The following is a 19,454-nucleotide window of genomic DNA, read 5'->3' as shown; positions in this document are numbered from 1 at the left end:
ATATATTTAAGTACTACATAGAAAGATTTGGGGGTTAAATTATGAACGCTATTAAACGTTTTGGGAGTGCAATGATTGTTCCTGTATTAATGTTTGCATTCTTTGGGATAGTATTAGGTTTTGCAACATTATTTAAAAATCCTACCATCATGGGTGGATTAGCAAATGATCATACATTTTGGTTTAAATTTTGGTCTGTAATTGAATCAGGTGGTTGGGTTATCTTCAATCATATGGAAATCGTATTTGTGGTTGGATTGCCTTTATCTCTAGCTAAGAAGGCCCCTGGTCATGCGGCTTTAGCTGCATTAATGGGCTATTTAATGTTTAATACCTTTATCAACGCTATTTTAACGCAATGGCCACATACATTTGGTGCTAATTTAGAAAAAGGTGTAGAAAATGTAACTGGATTAAAAGCGATTGCTGGTATTGAAACTTTAGATACTAATATTTTAGGTGGTATCATTATTTCTGCCATTGTGACATGGATACATAATCGTTTCTATAGTAAAAAATTACCAGAGATGTTAGGTGTATTCCAAGGTCTAACATTTGTTGTAACCATTTCATTCTTCGTTATGTTGCCAATAGCTGCAATTACTTGTGTTGTTTGGCCAACAATACAAAATGGTATTGAATCAATGCAACATTTCATTATCGCATCAGGCTACATCGGTGTTTGGTTGTATCATTTCTTAGAACGTGTGTTAATACCGACTGGTTTACATCACTTCATCTATGCACCAATTGAAGTAGGTCCGGTTGTTGCAAAAGACGGACTTAAAGCAGAGTGGTTTAGACATTTAAATGAATTTGCTGAAAGCAGTAAACCGTTAAAAGAACAATTCCATTACGGTTTCATGTTACAAGGTAACGGTAAAGTGTTTGGTGCTATCGGTATCGCATTAGCAATGTATTCTACAACACCTAAAGCCAATCGTAAAAAAGTTGCTGCGTTATTAGTACCAGCTACATTAACTGCGGTAGTTGTTGGTATTACTGAACCTTTAGAATTTACATTCTTATTTATCGCACCTTACTTATTTGTTATACATGCATTATTAGCAGCGACAATGGATACAATTATGTATGGTTTCGGTGTTGTTGGTAACATGGGCGGTGGATTACTTGATTTCATCGCGACGAACTGGATTCCTTTAGGACAAAATCATTGGCTAACTTATGTAGCTCAAGTTGTTATAGGATTGATATTCTCAGGTATCTATTTCGTTGTATTCAGATACTTAATCTTGAAATTTGATATTCCATTACCAGGACGTCGAGCTGAAGAAGAAGTTAAATTATTCTCTAAAAAAGATTATAAAGAGAAAAAAAGCGATGGAAGTACTGACAATTCTGGATTCCAACCTAGCAATGAATATGAAGCGAAAGCACATTATTATTTAGAAGGTTTAGGCGGAAAAGAAAATATTAAAGACGTTACTAATTGTACAACACGTTTACGTTTAACAGTTAATGATGAAACAAAAGTTGAAGATAGTGGATATTTCACTCATGAACAAATGTCGCACGGATTAGTTAAAAGCGGTAAAAATGTACAAGTCGTTGTTGGAATGACTGTACCCCAAGTACGTGAAGCATTTGAACATTTAGTTTATGATGATAATGATAAAAAATAATTAATCAATATAGCCAGTAAGTGAATTAGTATTTATTCACCTACTGGCTTTTTCATATACAATGCTTAATATACTTAGTAATTTGTCCAACTTAGCTTTATACTGATCACAAAACCAGAAACTTTTGTTGAGTGTGATATTGCTTGAACAGAATTAAAAAACAAAGAGGCTGGGACAAAATAAAATGTCTCAGCCTACTTTATCATTTTGTCAGTAGCTGACTGATTTGAAAATTCGCTTGAATCAAGCTTTTTTCAAACCTAGTCATCCTTGCCTGGTAGGCGGGGCCCCAGCAAAGAGAATTTCCTAAAGAAATTCTACAAGCTAAGCAAGCTGGGGATACAACGAAATAAATTTTGAGAAAATATTATTTCTGTCCTATTCCCTCTGTTCTGTAAACTAGTGTAAATTAACTATATAACTTAAAATATTTTTTAATAAAAATCTCACGAATTTTACTAAGATATATTTGCTTTATGCATCGCACGTGTTTTATAAGATGCTGAAAGAATATCAATATTTCTACATGCAATAGTTTGTAGTAATTTACTAAACGTTTCAGGTGCACAACATACGCTTGCACAGTTGTTATTTAAAGTATATTTAATTTCATAATTATTTGAGAAATAAGTCATAATATCAATGACTTTATCTTTTATGAATGCATCTTGGAGGCCATCAATTGCTAAGTCGAAACGTTTAGAAGCTTGATATGTTTGTTCAGTATCTAATAGCGTATTTAATCGTTTAGGAGATAAAATCTGATAAATTGAAAATTGGTAAAAACTTAAAAAACTAATGAAATATGGAAGTTGTTGCTTCGGTAAGCTAACTTCTAAAACTGGTATATCGTCGTGTTTGATTATTGAATATTGAAATGAATCGCAAAATTTAACGTCTTTACAGACTTTGATTAAATGTTTTCGAATTGATCTAGATTTTAAACCTACAATGTTGATAATGTAAGTTTCAAATTTGTCTAACAACATGCAATGACCTCCTATATTTATTTAACGTATGTAAAAAGCATTTAGCTTTAAAGTTCTCTAATAAAGCACACCGTTCTTTTATACACACTGATTGTATCACTCTTTTTTGATATTATCACTAGGACTTTTGAATGAACTTCGGTTTAATTATTTTTGTAATATAAACGTAACGATAATTAACATGAAATAAATATGAAAATGTTGATTGTTTATTAGTTAAAATGTGTTTGGTAATTTCATTAGTGAAGTGTGAAAATCAAATATTCATATGATAAAATTAGCAGTGATTGTAGTTATTAAAGGAGCAAACTTATGTATAAAGCTGTAGTATTTGATTTCGACGGTACAATTATAGATACAGAAAAACACCTATACGACATTATTAACAAACATCTTGCCTTTCATGGTGTGAAGCCTGTTTCCCTGGAGTTTTATCGAAGCCATATAGGAGGACACGCTCAAGGGTTACATGACTATATTGAGCAACAGATTGGTTTAGAAAAGAAACAAAAAATATATGATGAGCATTATGATACGAGCCATGAACTCGACATTATTGATACAGTTTCTTCATTAATGAAATATTTGAAACAACGACACATACCTATGGCGATTGCAACAAGTAGTTATAGAGAAGAAATTATGCCTACAATAAATGCGTTGGGTATCAATGAGTATGTCGATGTTATTGTTGGTAGAGAAGATGTTGGAGCGGTTAAACCTGATCCAGAACTTTATCTAACAGCTGTTCAACGTTTAAATTATTCACCAGCCCATTGCTTAGCCATAGAGGATTCAGCTAATGGAGCAACAGGTGCTATGAATGCTGGATTGGATGTAATAATTAATACTAACGAGATGACAGAAGAACAAGATTTTTCGACTATAAATTTTGTAGGTAAAGATTTAAGCTTTGAGGAAATTAAAAATCATTTCTTTGAGCTAAAGAAGGAGTAAACATATGTCGTGGCAAGTTATCCTATTCTTTTTAGCAGGTCCTATTATAATCGGCATAGGAAATTTAGTATTAGGTCCAATATTTAGTAAAAATATACCATTTAAAGTTCAAATGCGTTCTTTCTTAGTTGGAACAATGATTTATTTACTTTTAGCTACAATCGGTTACTACTTATTATTACAAGGAAGAATATAGATTACGCAATATAGTTAAAAAAAGAGATAGAAATGGGTAGAAACATCATTTAAAGTTCCTACCCATTTCCATCTCTTTTTTTAATGCCTGAAAATCATATGAGTTTAGTTAATAAATAATTTTAGTATGATTGTAACAACTAATAATACGATGAGGATTAAATCAATACCTACCATAATTGTAAAACGGGTTGATTTCTGTCCTTGCGATTTAGCTTGTTGCATCGCTTTGTAATTTGGCACTAAACTAAGAATAAGTAAGACAATTATTAATATAATTCCTATTGTGACAGACATTAATTTGTACCTCCATTTCGTTTGTCAATCCATTCCCAAATAAAACCGGCTGCTAGGCCAATGATAAGCCCTGCAATAATTCCAATTTCAAGTGTAAAAAAGATTCCACCTATAATTAAGCAAACAATTAAAGAGATGGGTAACGTAATGCCAAATTTAAGTTTGCGTTCATCTGAATTGAAAATTGTAAATATAGCTAAATATAATAAGAAAAATGTTAGAGTTGCGATAATCGTTCTTATTATTAGTGGATTAACTGTATCATGCTTGGCACTGAAATAATTTAATAGGAAGAAGACAATGCCAAATATTATAGAAATTTTAACGTTCTTTTTTAATAATGACTGCATTCATTAATTCTCCTTTTACCTAACAGTAAAAATCTATCAAAAGTATATCACACTCTAAATCGATTTTTTACGAAATATTAAGCAATACATTTCTATCGAACTGATTATATGCAATAGTATAAAATGATTTCTATTTGCAAAAGTGAAATGTTTCAATAAAAAACATTGTAAAAAGTAACTCGTTTTTATTAATGAAAACGTTGTAAAATCAATGTTTTTTAAAATTTGAAAAGAGTAATTATAACAGTAATGGAAGCGATTTCAAAAAAATGTAAGATTTATGTTTTAATTTTGTCAAATTATAGTATAATGACTTCATTAAGGTAAAGAAACTTTTAAGGGAAAAGAAGGAAAGCAAAAGAGGGTTTTCTGAAAGACAAAAGTATTCGAACCTTAGATTTAATAGAGATGGGGTTATTTTAATGGATAACAATGAATTACATAGGGGGCTAAGTGCACGTCAGATTAGAATGATCGCACTTGGCGGTACTATCGGTGTTGGTTTATTTATGGGAGCAACTAGTACAATTAAATGGACTGGTCCATCAGTTATTTTTGCGTACTTAATTGCAGGTATCTTTTTATTCTTAATCATGAGAGCAATGGGAGAAATGATTTATTTAAATCCAACTACTGGATCTTTCGCAACATTTGCAAGTGATTACATTCACCCTGCTGCAGGTTATATGACAGCATGGAGTAATATATTCCAATGGATTGTAGTAGGTATGAGTGAAGTTATTGCAGTCGGTGAATATATGAACTATTGGTTCCCGAACTTACCTCAATGGATTCCTGGTGTGGTTGCAGTACTATTATTACTAGCAGCTAACTTGACTTCAGTAAAAGCATTCGGTGAATTTGAATTCTGGTTTGCAATGATTAAGGTTGTAACGATTGTATTAATGATCATTGCAGGTTTTGGTTTAATATTCTTCGGTATTGGTAATGGTGGCCATGCGATTGGTATCTCTAATTTATGGTCTCATGGTGGATTTATGCCAAATGGATTTGTAGGTTTCTTCTTTGCATTATCAATTGTTATTGGTTCTTACCAAGGTGTAGAATTAATTGGTATTACTGCTGGTGAAACTAAAGATCCACAGAAAAATATCAAAAGTGCGGTAAATGGTGTTATCTGGCGTATTTTGATTTTCTACATTGGAGCGATTTTCGTAATTGTTTCTATCTATCCTTGGAACCAATTAGGTGAAATAGGAAGCCCATTCGTAGCTACATTTGCAAAAATTGGTATCACATTTGCAGCAGGATTAATTAACTTCGTTGTATTAACAGCAGCATTATCTGGATGTAACTCAGGTATCTTTAGTGCAAGTCGTATGATTTTTACATTAGCACAAAAAGGTCAAATGCCTAAAATCTTTACAAGAGTAATGAAAAATGGTGTACCATTCTACCCAGTATTAGCCATTGCTTTAGGTATCTTAGTTGGTGCATTATTAAACGTTATTCTTCCTTTATTCATTAAGGGTGCAGATAGTATTTTCGTATATGTTTATAGTGCATCTATTTTACCGGGTATGATTCCTTGGTTTATGATTTTAATTAGTCATATTCGATTCAGAAAATTACATCCTGAAAAAGTTGAAGGACATCCATTTAAGATGCCTGGCGGTACATTTGCAAGTGCAATTACGATTTTATTCTTATTAGTCGTATTAGTAGGAATGTTATTTAACAAAGAAACAGTTATTTCTGTAGTGATTGGTATTATCTTCTTAGCTGCGGTAACTGTATACTACTTCGTTCGCGGACATCATAAAAATGATGGATTCCGAAAAGTTAAATAGAATACTAAATAAATCATATTATAAATCATCAACACATTATTCAAACTAAACTAAGGCACAAAGTACTTTGATTCATGTTTAAAAGAGGTTGAGACAATAACGTTGTCTCAACCTCTTTTTGTGATAGTTATTACTTAATAACAGATTAACTGTGAATAACTTAGGTTAAAAGAAGAATAATAAACCTTGTTCATATTCATTACCTTCTATATGTCTTGATTTTTAATAGGAATCTTAATGTTTAAATTCTACATTAGATAGGTATTTTCGATAATTATCAAGAGCCATTTTAGATTGTGTGATGAAGTCTAATGACGATTCATAGTTCAGTGCGATATAACGATAGAAAAGAACATCAATGGTAAACATTTGAGCAAATAAAGAAGTTGTCGCACCCATACGTAATTCATTTTCGTCTGAATGTCCATATGTCAGAACAATGTCAGAATGCTGAGCTACGTGATTATGCTCTGAACTTGAAATTGTAATAATTGGGATATTATAATCCGACACAACTTTCACCATTGCACGAAGTTCACTTTGATCGCCATTATTAGTTATAAATACAACGCAATCTTCTTTATCATGCGTAGACAACATGGTTGTGAATAAATGAGTTTCTTGAACGAGTTGGACATTGAGCCCAATTCGAGATAATTTTTGATATAAATCTGTCGCACAGACATATGACGCACCATAACCAAAGATAAAGATGTTATTTGCACGTTTAAAATGTTGGCATATGTTATCAATCGTTGTGTTATCTGCAAACGTAGAACTTTTTTGAAGTGCTTCTTCTGCACGATGATAAAGTTTCTTTTTTAAAGTATCTACCGATTCATTGTTAAGCAATTCTATCTTATAAGGTGTTTGTTGTTTTGGAAATAACATCGCAAGTTGTGATCTAACTTCATGAAAACTTTGATTGATCAATTTTTGGCTATATCGATTTAACGTTGAAACACTCATTTCAAGTTCTTTAGCAATCTCTTGATTCGACATGCTAATAACTTTATGTGGTGAGTTTAATATAAATCGTGATAATTTCTTTTCATTTTTAGAAAATGAAGCATAATTTTCGTCGATTAAATATAAAATGTTTGTCATCTAATCACCTAGTTTGTTTAAGTTTCTCATTTCTTTAGTCGTACCGAAGAAGTATGTGAAAATAAAGCCAGCTAGGTACGCAGATAATAATCCTATGATGTAACCTAAATATTTTTGATGGGCAATTAACGGTAATAATGAAATGCCACTAGGTCCGATAGCAGTGGCACCTATATGACCAATGCCACCTATAACTGCACCACCGATGCCACCACCAATACATGCTGTGATGAATGGACGACCTAACGGTAAGGTAACACCGTAAATAAGCGGTTCTCCAATTCCTAAGAATCCGACTGGTAACGCACCTTTAATTGCATTTCTTAAAGTAGTATTGTTTTTACATCTTACCCAAAGTGCTAATGCAGCCCCAACTTGGCCAGCACCAGCCATAGCAGCAATAGGTAACAAATATGTTGCACCTGACTGATTTATTAATTCAATGTGTATTGGGGTAAAAATATGATGCAATCCTAACATAACCAGTGGTAAGAAAAATGCACCTATAATAAATCCGCTAAATATGCCACCTACACCAATAACCCAATTCACTACGCCTACTAATCCATCAGAAATAAATCCAGCTATAGGCATAAAGAAGAATATGGTTAGTAATCCTATGATAAGTAATGAAATTGTTGGTGTCACTATAATATCTATAGCATTGGGAACTATTTTATGTATTTTTTTCTCAATTATACTTAATAACCATACCGCTAAAATCACTCCTATAATGCCACCTTGTCCAGCTATTAAGGGTTCACCAGTAAATACATTTTTAATTGGATTATCTTCAGTAATACCTGTTAATAAAGTCGTACCCCCAATAACACCACCTAAACCTGGTGTTGCACCGAATACTTTTGCTGCATTAAAACCAGTGAAAATAGCTAAATAGGCTAACATGCCATCTTTGATGACATTTAATACGGCCACAAGTTGTTTTACCCAATCAGCTGAAATGGTACCAGCAGTTATAAAGTTATTCAATACAGCTGCAATACCACCAATAAGTCCTGCTCCTATAAATGCGGGTATGAGAGGTATGAAAATATTAGCAATTGACTTTAAAATTGTATTCATTTTACTTTGTTTACGTTTTTGTTGGAATTCACGTTTATATTGTTTTGCTTGATTTTTAATATTTGACGTGTTGCTACGATGGGGGATATCTTCACCTAATTGAACACCACTTAGCTTTACCATTTCTGCGGATACTTTATTTACCGTTCCAGGTCCGACTACAATTTGAAGTCGCTCATCTTGTACGACTCCGAGCACGCCTTCTATGTTTTTAAGTTTAGGATAATCAACTTGTGTCTCATCGTTAATTTTGAGGCGCACACGTGTCATACAATGGATAATGTTGTCCACATTATCAATGCCACCAACCGCATCTAAGATGTGATGGGCCAATTGTTGTTCCTTATTCATATCATTGCCTCCTTAAGATTGAATTGCTTTTTTTACAATGCCATTATTATTTACGAGTCTTGATTGAGCATCGCTTTTAGTTGTGTTACATAAATTCATAACGATTGCAATTTTAATATCATTGTTGGCTTTTATATAGAGTTCTTGAGCTTCTTTAAAAGTTAAGCCACAAATCTCTTCGATAATATGTATGGAACGTTGTTCAAGTTTGTAATTTGTCGCTTTTAAATCGACCATCAAGTTATCATAAACTTTACCAACACCAATCATAGTCATTGTTGATATCATATTAAGCACAAGCTTTTGAGCGGTACCTGACTTTAAGCGTGTAGACCCTGCTAATACTTCTGGACCAACATTGACTTCAAGTGCATGGGAAGCGACAGTACTAATGTCACTATTCGTATTGCAAGAGAGGGCAACAGTCAGTGCACTTATTTCATTCGCATATGTTAATGCTCCTTTAACATAAGGTGTGCGACCACTTGCCGAAATACCAATAACGACATCTTTTTCATTTAAATGGATTGTTTTCAAATCAGTTATTCCCATTTCGTAGTTATCTTCAGCACCTTCAATCGCTTCAGTCATAGCTTGCTGCCCTCCAGCAATTAAGCCAATTACTTCATTAGGATGCGTATTGAAAGTTGGAACACATTCAGCTGCATCTAATACACCTAAACGACCACTTGTACCAGCTCCTATATATATTAGACGTCCACCATCTCGAAAACGCGTAATTGTTTGTTCGATTACTCTGTTTAACTGGGGTAAAATAGGTTCAATTGCTTTAGCTACTAGTTGATCTTCTTTATTCATTGTTTTTAAAGCATCTAAAATCGACATTTCATCTAAATGCATTGTTTGTGTGTTTCTGCTTTCAGTAGTTAAATGTTCCATTAGCGTTTCTCCTTTTCAGTAATAAATTCAAATGTGTCACCAGGTTGTATTAAATCAATAACGACTTTATCTTCATCACATATCGTTGCTACATGATTAATCGCCTTATGATTAGACAATTCTGTTTTAATCACTTGTAGCTCACCTTCGTAACGTTGATTAAGTGAATTATCAACCGTGACGTCTCCCTTATAGCGATAATGATTGAAGTTATTGGTTGGAGGAATATTTACTTTAGTTAATCTAGAATACTTGGAGCGTATTACATTCTCAGGTGCATCCAAACGAGATGTATGTTGTTTGAAAATGAGTTGTTCATATGATTTGTCAAAATAAGATAGACGAAGTTTGAAATGACGGTGATAAATCATCTGCTGTAATGCAACTGCTTCTGCATAGTTGATTGCAGTATCACCAATAAGAATATAATCCAAGTTATATTTTGATAGTGAATGTGAAGATTGAAGTAATGTCATGTGTCTATGTTGTTCAATGGTAGGAAGTCCTTTATACAATGGACCTCTCAATGTAGTTCCAGGAATAAAAGCCATAATTGAGGCATGCTCATCATATTTTCTAATGAGGTTATTTCGTTCTTCAAAAAGGTTTAAAGCTAAACCTGTATCAGGTCTGGGATAATAGTTATGACAAAAATAGACTTTAGGTAATGATTTTTGATTATAAAGTGTATCCAAAATTTCAGTAGTGATAGTACTGGCATTTAGACAACACTGTAAATTATGATGAAACAAATCTGCAATTAAATCATAATTAAAATGATCATCAATTCTAATAACAAAGTTTCCATTAGAAAATTGATCGAAAAAACGATAAACATTCTGATTCAGTAATGATGGATTTATATCAATAATGTAGGTTACCGATTCATCTTTTAGCAATTGGCATAATTCTCCCAAATATGTCAATTTAGTTTGATCGTTTTCCTCAGGTATTTGTAGTGATGTGAAAATAACGTCGTAACCGAGAACAACCATATTTAATATGTATGATTTGTTTAATGGTTGACCTAAATAGACTGAGAAACCTAGCATATGAATCCTCCTAATTACTGTAATCACTTACAATTATAGCGTTTCACGTTTTCTATTACAATTTACATATATATTATATAATTTTTATAATTAATTGCTTAAGCGACTTGGGTAATTAGTTGAATTGAAGGAGATAGTTGAAGCGTTTATTATGCTATTAAAAAAATTAAGGATTAGATATTGAAATTGCAAATGTGATATACGAGGTTCACTTACTTATATTCATTTAACAAATAAACTAATGTTTGATGCAATTGGTCTTGACGTTGTTGTAAATCAACTAATATCGTCCCTTGATGGAATTCGTGTAGTGGTTTTAATGATAGATCATTTAATAATTTATAATAGAATTGATCTGATTGCATCGAGAATTTAGACTTGGAGTCATTAGTACTGTTTTGAAGGGTTAACGGTAAACTGTCAGTAAAATTTTTAATGGATGTGTTATACGCTTCTATTTCTCTATTTAAAAATCGATTGTCCATTAAATAGTAATACCTTATTTTTTCAACGTGAGTGAGTAAAATTATGAGTTGTTGACGCATTATTGTGGATTGAAGCATATTCAATGCAACTCCTTGAAGATATTAAATTGTAGAAGAGGTATGAATGAGGAGAACCAATCGAGAAAATTATTCAGTCGTCTCGATTGGATTTAAAAATTGGGTATAATTATCGATAGATATGTCATAAGTTTTAATGGTCTTTTCAAAGGAATAAGAAATGTCATAAATATCAAGTACTGGTAATTCTCTTGTTCTTCCTAAACCGATTTCATAAATAATTGATAGCCACTCGCCATTACGACATAGTAAACCAATGAATATGACATTCTCGGCAATAGTGTCTTGATTATCAATAAAATCAATCAACATAACATTTCGTTCAGAACTATAAATTAAAATGTCTGCAAATAGATGGGGTAATGTTATTTGTTCTGTATCTTCAAACTTAATTAAGTTAGTCATTTGGTTTAGTGATTTACGAACACGAGTATTAGGAATATTGATAATCTGATTAATGATAGATTGAATCTCATTGGTGTATGGTAATGTTGAATAGGATTGGCTTTCTATTAAGGTAAGATATAGAGATAATAGCTGCTGTTCAGTAAAATTTAATTTAATTTTATCTTCAGATTTTTGAATCTGATATCCACCATTTTTGCCTTTATGAGCATATATTTGGACACCTTGATTTTCTAAATCGACAATGTCACGACTAATTGTACGAACAGAAACATTTAAGTGTTGCGCCAATTCAGATGCATTCATTGTATGACCTTGTTGTATTAATGAAATAATTTGATTCTGGCGATCTAATTTCTTCAACATAAACACCACCTATAACCATTACATATTACATTAATTATAACATAACACTGCGTATGAAGACATTTTCAGTACTTTAGTAGATTATGCGTGTAAAAGTAAACATTTTTTATTGGGAAAACGCTTACAAAATTAAATGTTTTATGCTATTATAATATTTGTAACAGGGGAGAACGAATTCAAACAAAGGGGTAGAAGCTATATAACAGATAGCTTGTTGTGAATCGTTCAAGTTACATCGAAACATCTTCAATATTTATTACTTACTTTCCTTTCTATTTGTCGGCTAGCAGATGACTAGCCGATTTTTTGTGTCTTCATTTAAAAATTCCTATGACAAATATGAGCAGTAAGATACAATAAAGTGAAATAGATAGTTGAGGTGAAATCATGCAAAACAAACTTCATAATATAGATGCGCATATCATGGATTGGTTAAAACATCTCGATGATGTTATTCCCAATTTGATAACAGATATGATTACTGACACTAAAATAAATCGATTTGATTTAGTTACAAATGTAGATAAACAACTTCAAAATAAATTTGAAGCGTATTTAGCTGAACACTTTCCAAGTCACCAATTATTAGGTGAAGAAAAAGATAATAGCATGATTCGGCCATATGAAGGGCATTTATGGATTATGGATCCAATTGACGGTACAGCTAATTTAGTAAAACAGCAAGAAGACTATTGTATTATCATCGCATATTTTGTTGATGGCGAACCTAAACTTTCTTATATATATGATTATCCTCACGATAAATTATATAAAGCAATAGCGGGTGAAGGTGCATTTGTTAATGGGCAACAATTGGTGGCACCTAATGACTTAAAATTGCAAGACGCTATTATCTCTTTTGGGACTCAATATATAAATGATGATACAAGCAAAGCATTATACGATGCTTCGTTCAGTGTGAGAAATATTGGTTCATGTGGTTTAGATTCAGTAAGAGTGATTAAAGGACAATTTGGTGCTCACATTAATACAAACCCAAAGCCATGGGACATTGCAGCGCAATTTTTATTTGCGAAAGAATTAAATTTGAAAATGACTCAATTAAATGGCGAACCGTTAGACTTTGCTAAGAGTGGCCCATTCATTATTAGTAATCACGGATGTTACAAAGATATACTAGCTATTATTAATCGAAATGGCGGGTATCATATTTAATAATATTGATAGCTGTTTTATGAAAAGTTACTTCTTAAGTCGTATAGAAAGTTAATCATTTTAATATATAATAATTATATTAATTCATAAAACAGAATAGGAGTGGTAGGATGCGTAGAACGCATAGACGAATGAGCCTGCCCGTTAAAATAATTACATGGTTTATAGGAATATTAGTTGTTTTAGCAATAGTTGCGTCAATTTTTGTAGTAGCTAGTATTTTTATTACAAGTGGTAAGATTCATAATCCTTTAAACAGACAATATTCAGAATTGAGATCGAAAAATGTAAGTTTGTCAAATGGTGATCCATTTACTATTGCATTATTTGGTGTAGACTCAAATGCTCAACGTAAAAGTGAGAATGACGGTGAAAGAAGTGACACAATTATGCTTCTTTCTATTAACCCTAAGAAACAAAATACAGAAATTGTAAGTGTACCTCGTGATACACAAGCTGAAATTGTAGGTAAAGGCACGACTGAGAAGATTAATCATGCATATGCTTATGGTGGACCAACGATGGCTGTTAAATCATTAGAAAAATTAATGAATGTTCCTATTGATCATTATGCGACAGTTGATATGGATGGGTTACATGATATGATTGATGCTTTAGGCGGTGTGAATGTTACTAGTAATGATACTTTCACCACTAAAGGAACTAAATTTGTAAAAGGTCAATTAACTCATGTGGATGGAGATACTGCAATGGCCTTCATGCGTAGTCGTAAAGAGGAAGGTGCTGGAGGAGATTTTGGTCGTCAAGAACGACAACAACTTATCCTTCAAGCAATGGCTAATAAGATGACAAGTACTTCGGCGCTCACGCATTTTCCATCATTAATTAATCAGATCCAGAAAAATGTTAAAACCGATTTAACATTGAGTGACATGAATGATATTAGAAAGAATTATAAAAATGCTAATACAACTGTAAACCGACATCAATTAGAAGGTCAGGGTGGTATTCAAGACGATGGATTGTGGTATTTCATACCTAATGACGATTCAAAGCAAAGTGCCACAGAAATATTGAATAATAATTTACAAAATTAAATTTTTAATGCAATAGACGTTTTTACTTTAGCTGTTATTACTAGGATTTTTATAGAGATAGGACAATGAGAGAGAAATCATTTCAGTCCTATCTCTATTTTTATTTTTTTAAATTGTATCTGCATTAAAGTTAGTTTTTTTTTTACATTTGAAACACATGTATATTTAATTCTTTTAAAATTGCAAAAATTTATGAAACGCTTAACATTTAATGAAATAAGTAATACAATTAATGTAATTCTATGTTCAATATATGTGGGGTATTGAAATGGAATAGTTAAGTAGCCAAAGCCATTTTACGGAAAATTTATATAGGTGGGGTGGAAAGTATGCAAGAACATTTAATCGTCACGCTTGATGGCACAGATTATCTTGTAGAACCTGGAACAAGTTTACTCGAGTTTATAAAATCTCGTGATACTTTCGTACCTTCAATTTGTTATAACGAATCAATGGGACCAATTCAAACATGTGATACATGTATGGTTGAAATTGATGACAAAATTGAACGTGCGTGTAGTACTGTTGTAGATCGACCCATGACAGTTAATACTCAGAATAATGATGTTAAAGCTAGCCAAAAGGAAGCTTTAGATCGCATTTTAGAAAAACATATGCTGTATTGTACAGTATGTGATTACAATAACGGTGATTGTGAAATACATAACGCTATGGACGCATGGGGATTAGAAGAACAATCATACGAATACAAAACGAAACCATATGAAAAAGACTATGGTCCATTCTATCGATATGACCCAGACCAATGTATTCTTTGTGGTCGTTGTGTAGAAGCGTGTCAGGATATCGAAGTAAATGAAACAATTTCAATTGATTGGAATCGTGAGCATCCTAGAGTTATCTGGGATAATGATGTTCCTATTAATGAATCATCATGTGTATCGTGTGGACAATGTGCAACTGTATGTCCTTGTAATGCCATGATGGAAGTGAATATGGAAGGTAATGCTGGTTACATGACAGATACTGAACCAGGTTCACTTGCTGCAATGATAGATTTAACTAAAAAGGCTGAACCAGGTGATGGATTACTATTTGCAGTTTCTGATTCAGAAGCGGAAATGCGTAAAGAACGCATTAAGAAAACGAAAACAGTTTGTACATATTGTGGTGTAGGTTGTTCATTTGATGTATGGACTAAAGACAGAGAAGTGCTAAAAGTTCAACCATCACATGATTCTCCAGCAAACAAAATTGCTACATGTGTTAAAGGTAAATTCTCTTGGGGTCACATTAACTCAGACCAACGTTTAACGAAACCTCTAGTTAGAAAAGATGGAGAATTCCATGAAGTTGAATGGGATGAAGCTTTAGATGTTATTGAAACTAACTTTAAGCGAATCAAAAATGAATATGGTGGCGATCATTTAGCATTTATCGCATCTTCTAAAGGTACTAATGAAGAATCATATTTAATGCAAAAACTTTCACGACAAGTCTTTGGATCTAACAACGTTGATAACTGTTCAAGATATTGCCAAGCACCAGCAACGAAAGGTCTATTTAGAACTGTTGGTCACGGTGGTGACTCTGGTTCAATTGAAGACCTTGAGAGAGCTGCTATGACTGTTCTAATCGGTACAAATACAGCTGAAGCGCATCCAGTTATTGCATCTAGAATGAAACGTGCACAAAAGTTATTCGGACAAAAGATGCATGTATTCGATATTAGAAAACATGAAATGGCTGAGCGTGCAGATGCATTCTATCAACCTAAGCCAGGAACTGATTTAGTTTGGTTAGGTGCAGCTACTAAATATATCATTGACAACGATTTACACGATAAAGCTTTCTTGAATGATTGGGTCGATAATTATGAAGATTACTATAAATCATTAGAATTGTTCACTATGGATTTTGCAGAAGAAACAACAGGTATTCCTAAAGAACAAATCATTAGCTTTGCAGAAGAAGCTGCAAAAGCTGAATCAATGTCAATTTGTTGGGCAATGGGTGTTACACAACAAGACATCGGTAGTGATACAAGTACAGCTATCTCAAACTTATTGCTCGTGACAGGTAACTATAGAAAACCAGGTTCAGGTGCTTATCCATTACGTGGTCACAATAATGTACAAGGCGCAAGTGATATGGGAAGTATGCCAGATCAATTCCCAGGTTATCAAAAAGTAGCTGATGATGAAGTGAGAGCAAAATTTGAAAAAGAATATGGTGTAGAATTAAATCCAACACCTGGACGCGATAATCACCAAATGATGGAAGGTATCCATAATGGAGATATTCAGTCATTATACTTATACGGTGAAGATACAGGTATTGTTGATTCTAATATTAATTTTGTTCAATCTGCATTGGAAAAAGTAGACTTCTTAGTTGTTCAAGATGAGTTCCTAACTTTCACAGCAACATATGCAGATGTCGTCTTACCAGCTAGTCCATCATTAGAAAAAGATGGTACATTCACGAATACAGAACGCCGAATTCAACGTATTAATAAAGCATTACAACCGCTAGGCGATTCTAAACCAGACTGGGAAATCTTCCAATTAATAGCACAACGCATGGGCGCAGATTGGAATTACAAACATCCAAGTGAAATCATGGATGAAATTGCACGATTAACACCATCATATTCAGGTGTAAATTATGAACGATTACAAGGTTTCAATAGTCTTCAATGGCCTGTAGCACCAGATGGTACAGACCAGCCAACATTATATATGGATGGCTTTAACTTTGAAAATAGTCGTGCTAAGTTATTCCCATTAACATTTGACAATTTCTTTAAAGAAGATGAAGTTTATGACCTGCATGTAAATAACGGTCGTTTACTAGAGCATTTCCATGAAGGTAATATGACTTATCAAACTGAAATGATTAAGTATAAAGTGCCAAATGCATTTGTAGAAATTTCTCCAGAGCTAGCTAAAGATCGTGATATTCATGAAGGTGCAGAATTACGATTGATTTCAGAAACAGGTGAAGCAACATTAATTGCAACTGTAACTGATCGAGTTAAAGACAGAGAAATTTATATTCCTTTAAATAATGATGCAATGTCAAATGGTGATTTAGGTGCTATCAATAAATTAACTAATAGTGATGTAGATAAATATACAGATACGCCATCTTATAAACGAACTAGTTGTCGCATGGAAGTATTGACTCGTAAAGGTAAATCACCATTAAACCCAACAAACTTCCGTGTCGATAAAAAACGTAACCCGCAATATAGTGTCCAAGTACAGAAAAAATGGGAACGTCCTGACTATGTTTTCCCAGGAAATGTGGTGGATAAATAATGGCTGAAAGAATAACTAAAATTAAACGTTTAGAGAAATCAGAAGAACAAATTAAAATCGAGAGTATCAATGAAGTAACAGATGCTATTGCAGAAAATAAAGATAGTATTTTAAAAGCAATACGTTTAGTAAAAGCATTAGATGAAGCTAAAATTCTTGATTTAATGAACGGTGGCATTAGAGGACGTCAAGTCATAATCAATAAATTTATGACAGAACTTAACAAAGATTTATATGCGGGTCTAATTACAAATTTAGCACCAATGGTCTTTATGTTAGGTGAGCTTAATGTTCAAGAGTTAAGCCAATTCTTAAATAAATTAAATAAAGGATTGCACGTTGCAAATCAAGCAAATCCTAATGCTAAAACAAGTATTCGTAGTCTAATGGGCGTACTCAAAGACGATGATATGAATCGTAGCTTAACTTATATGCTCAATTTGCTTAAAGGGATGTCTAGAGAAGATAAATAATACATTAATGTATAAAAAGATTGGTACAAATTAAATAATCAAAGGCTACAAAGTAAATATGCAGTAGATGACTGAATTGAGAAGGCACTTATACTAAACTTACTTAGTTCAAGTCATCCTTAGGGGTGGGATAATGAATTCAAATCGAATTCTGTCTCGCTCCTTTCTTTCATTATTTAATAAGATTTATAAGTACTTTCTACATAAATTATGGTAAGGTGTAGTATATATTATTACTAAAGAAGGGGTGAGAACAATTCATCCAAACGCGATTAAAATTATGACAGTTATTTCTAATGTCTTTATTGTTTTAGGAATTATTTTTTTAATTATGATGCAAATGGTGTTAGCGATTTCAATGTTCGCTGTGTCATTAGCAATTAGTTTAGTTATATTTAACGTGCTTTTTCGAGATCGAACTGGCATGAAGATAGTCATCAACATATCATTTGCTATAGTCTTAATTGTTATTATAAGTACTTATTTTTATTTATCTTAAATAGCTATAAAGGATTGTCATCTACATGAAGCAATTAAATCATTTACGTTTACCATTCTTACTGTTGCTTATTATTATCATTGTCTTCATAGTATTATTAATAATTAATCACTCAGAACTGTTGGACAATGATCGCAACTATAGCTTTCAAGAAGCAATTCAGAAACAAACAGATTCGAGTGTATTGAATACAGTAGACAGAGATGGTGAGTTTGTAAATGCAAATAGCCGAGAAATAGAGAGGGCAATGCGCATTACTCGAGACGATAATAAGTTAAAATACATGGATATTTCACAACAAGTTCCTATGTCAAAACAAGAAGTCAAAAAGATGTTACAAGGGAATGGTATTCTTGAAAATCAAGCTGATGCTTTTAAAGAGGCTCAAGACAAATATCAAGTCAATATTATTTATTTAATAAGCCATGCACGTGTGGAGACTGCTAATGGTAACTCTAAACTTGCCAGTGGTATTAAAGAAGGTAACAATCGTTATTACAACTTTTTTGGAGTCGGTGCTTTCGATGAAAATGCTATTCATACAGGTAAGAGTTACGCTAAGGAAGCATCATGGACTTCACCACGAAAAGCGATACTTGGTGGAGCTAAATTTATTAGAACGAATTATTTTGATAATGATCAAATTACGCTGTATCAAATGAGGTGGAATCCTAAAAGTCCAGGCCAACATCAGTATGCAAGCGATATTTTATGGGCAGATAAAATAGCAAAGTATATGCAAGCATATTATGACCAATTTGGTATAAAAAAAGATGAGGTACGTAAGAACTTCTATGCCTCCAAAACTGATTGGCTAATAGAGTGATATACAATATAAGTTGCAACTGCAACATACTGTTAAGATAAAATTTAGGTGAATTTAATATTGAGGTGT

At 32.7% G+C, this 19,454-nt stretch carries 19 protein-coding genes; 10 read left to right on the top strand and 9 right to left on the bottom strand.

Annotated elements, in window-relative coordinates:
* Positions 1–41 precede the first annotated feature (41 nt).
* Positions 42–1,643, top strand: coding sequence for an alpha-glucoside-specific PTS transporter subunit IIBC (locus BDW31_RS03550; protein WP_053025227.1), 1,602 nt, complete (start codon positions 42–44; stop codon positions 1,641–1,643).
* A 458-nt stretch (positions 1,644–2,101) separates the two neighbouring features.
* Here the strand turns inward: BDW31_RS03550 and BDW31_RS03545 are convergent, their stop codons facing one another.
* Positions 2,102–2,632, bottom strand: a complete 531-nt coding sequence (locus BDW31_RS03545) for a hypothetical protein (protein ID WP_037549894.1) — start codon at positions 2,630–2,632, stop codon at positions 2,102–2,104.
* A gap of 312 nt (positions 2,633–2,944) precedes the next feature.
* On the opposite strand from BDW31_RS03545, the gene BDW31_RS03540 reads away from it, so the two are divergent.
* The gene (locus tag BDW31_RS03540) at positions 2,945–3,589 is read left to right on the top strand and encodes an HAD family hydrolase (RefSeq protein ID WP_053025228.1); all 645 of its coding nucleotides are present in this window, start codon (positions 2,945–2,947) and stop codon (positions 3,587–3,589) included.
* 4 nt (positions 3,590–3,593) lie between these two features.
* A complete protein-coding gene (locus BDW31_RS03535) occupies positions 3,594–3,785 on the top strand; it encodes a membrane protein (RefSeq protein WP_037549892.1) in 192 nt (63 codons plus the stop codon).
* 104 nt (positions 3,786–3,889) lie between these two features.
* Here the strand turns inward: BDW31_RS03535 and BDW31_RS03530 are convergent, their stop codons facing one another.
* Both BDW31_RS03530 and BDW31_RS03525 read right to left on the bottom strand, forming a co-directional pair.
* Positions 3,890–4,081 (bottom strand): hypothetical protein, encoded by a 192-nt coding sequence (locus tag BDW31_RS03530; protein WP_011275061.1) that lies wholly within the window; start codon positions 4,079–4,081, stop codon positions 3,890–3,892.
* Complete coding sequence (locus BDW31_RS03525; protein WP_110709175.1) at positions 4,081–4,431, bottom strand: hypothetical protein; 351 nt, start codon at positions 4,429–4,431, stop codon at positions 4,081–4,083. Before BDW31_RS03525 ends, BDW31_RS03530 begins: the two co-directional genes overlap by 1 nt.
* Before the next feature lie 422 nt (positions 4,432–4,853).
* On the opposite strand from BDW31_RS03525, the gene BDW31_RS03520 reads away from it, so the two are divergent.
* The gene (locus tag BDW31_RS03520; RefSeq protein ID WP_037549890.1) at positions 4,854–6,242 is read left to right on the top strand and encodes an amino acid permease; all 1,389 of its coding nucleotides are present in this window, start codon (positions 4,854–4,856) and stop codon (positions 6,240–6,242) included.
* Between the two features lie 234 nt (positions 6,243–6,476).
* On the opposite strand, the gene BDW31_RS03515 is transcribed toward BDW31_RS03520, so the two are convergent.
* The 6 genes from BDW31_RS03515 to BDW31_RS03490 form a co-directional block, all read right to left on the bottom strand.
* Entirely contained in the window at positions 6,477–7,349 is an 873-nt protein-coding gene (locus tag BDW31_RS03515; protein WP_037535899.1) for a MurR/RpiR family transcriptional regulator, read from the bottom strand.
* On the bottom strand, positions 7,350–8,783 hold the full coding sequence (locus BDW31_RS03510) for a PTS transporter subunit EIIC (protein WP_070442475.1): 1,434 nt from the start codon (positions 8,781–8,783) through the stop codon (positions 7,350–7,352).
* A 12-nt stretch (positions 8,784–8,795) separates the two neighbouring features.
* A complete protein-coding gene (gene murQ / locus BDW31_RS03505) occupies positions 8,796–9,683 on the bottom strand; it encodes an N-acetylmuramic acid 6-phosphate etherase (RefSeq protein WP_110709173.1) in 888 nt (295 codons plus the stop codon).
* Positions 9,683–10,735 carry a MupG family TIM beta-alpha barrel fold protein gene (locus BDW31_RS03500; protein ID WP_110709171.1) on the bottom strand — a complete coding sequence of 351 codons (1,053 nt, stop codon included), beginning with the start codon at positions 10,733–10,735 and terminating at the stop codon, positions 9,683–9,685. Before BDW31_RS03500 ends, murQ begins: the two co-directional genes overlap by 1 nt.
* 212 nt (positions 10,736–10,947) lie before the next feature.
* Positions 10,948–11,298, bottom strand: a complete 351-nt coding sequence (locus BDW31_RS03495; RefSeq protein WP_037558633.1) for a hypothetical protein — start codon at positions 11,296–11,298, stop codon at positions 10,948–10,950.
* Between the two features lie 69 nt (positions 11,299–11,367).
* On the bottom strand, positions 11,368–12,066 hold the full coding sequence (locus tag BDW31_RS03490; protein ID WP_174165711.1) for a helix-turn-helix transcriptional regulator: 699 nt from the start codon (positions 12,064–12,066) through the stop codon (positions 11,368–11,370).
* A 387-nt stretch (positions 12,067–12,453) separates the two neighbouring features.
* Between BDW31_RS03490 and BDW31_RS03485 the strand changes: the two genes are divergently transcribed.
* The 6 genes from BDW31_RS03485 to BDW31_RS03460 all read left to right on the top strand — a co-directional run bounded on the left by BDW31_RS03485 (position 12,454) and on the right by BDW31_RS03460 (position 19,385).
* On the top strand, positions 12,454–13,245 hold the full coding sequence (locus tag BDW31_RS03485; RefSeq protein WP_370591711.1) for an inositol monophosphatase family protein: 792 nt from the start codon (positions 12,454–12,456) through the stop codon (positions 13,243–13,245).
* A gap of 110 nt (positions 13,246–13,355) precedes the next feature.
* Positions 13,356–14,303 carry an LCP family glycopolymer transferase gene (locus BDW31_RS03480; RefSeq protein WP_053025502.1) on the top strand — a complete coding sequence of 316 codons (948 nt, stop codon included), beginning with the start codon at positions 13,356–13,358 and terminating at the stop codon, positions 14,301–14,303.
* 329 nt (positions 14,304–14,632) lie between these two features.
* Entirely contained in the window at positions 14,633–17,587 is a 2,955-nt protein-coding gene (fdhF, locus tag BDW31_RS03475; protein WP_110709169.1) for a formate dehydrogenase subunit alpha, read from the top strand.
* Positions 17,587–18,060 (top strand): helical membrane plugin domain-containing protein, encoded by a 474-nt coding sequence (locus BDW31_RS03470; protein ID WP_037535920.1) that lies wholly within the window; start codon positions 17,587–17,589, stop codon positions 18,058–18,060. Before fdhF ends, BDW31_RS03470 begins: the two co-directional genes overlap by 1 nt.
* 280 nt (positions 18,061–18,340) lie before the next feature.
* A complete protein-coding gene (locus BDW31_RS03465) occupies positions 18,341–18,559 on the top strand; it encodes a hypothetical protein (RefSeq protein WP_037549895.1) in 219 nt (72 codons plus the stop codon).
* A gap of 25 nt (positions 18,560–18,584) precedes the next feature.
* Positions 18,585–19,385 carry an N-acetylglucosaminidase gene (locus BDW31_RS03460; protein WP_110709168.1) on the top strand — a complete coding sequence of 267 codons (801 nt, stop codon included), beginning with the start codon at positions 18,585–18,587 and terminating at the stop codon, positions 19,383–19,385.
* Positions 19,386–19,454 lie beyond the last annotated feature (69 nt).

The organism is Staphylococcus sp. AtHG25 (assembly GCF_003217445.1).
Classification (GTDB): Bacteria; Bacillota; Bacilli; order Staphylococcales; family Staphylococcaceae; genus Staphylococcus; species Staphylococcus haemolyticus.
This window is presented reverse-complemented; position numbering and strand designations above follow the sequence as displayed.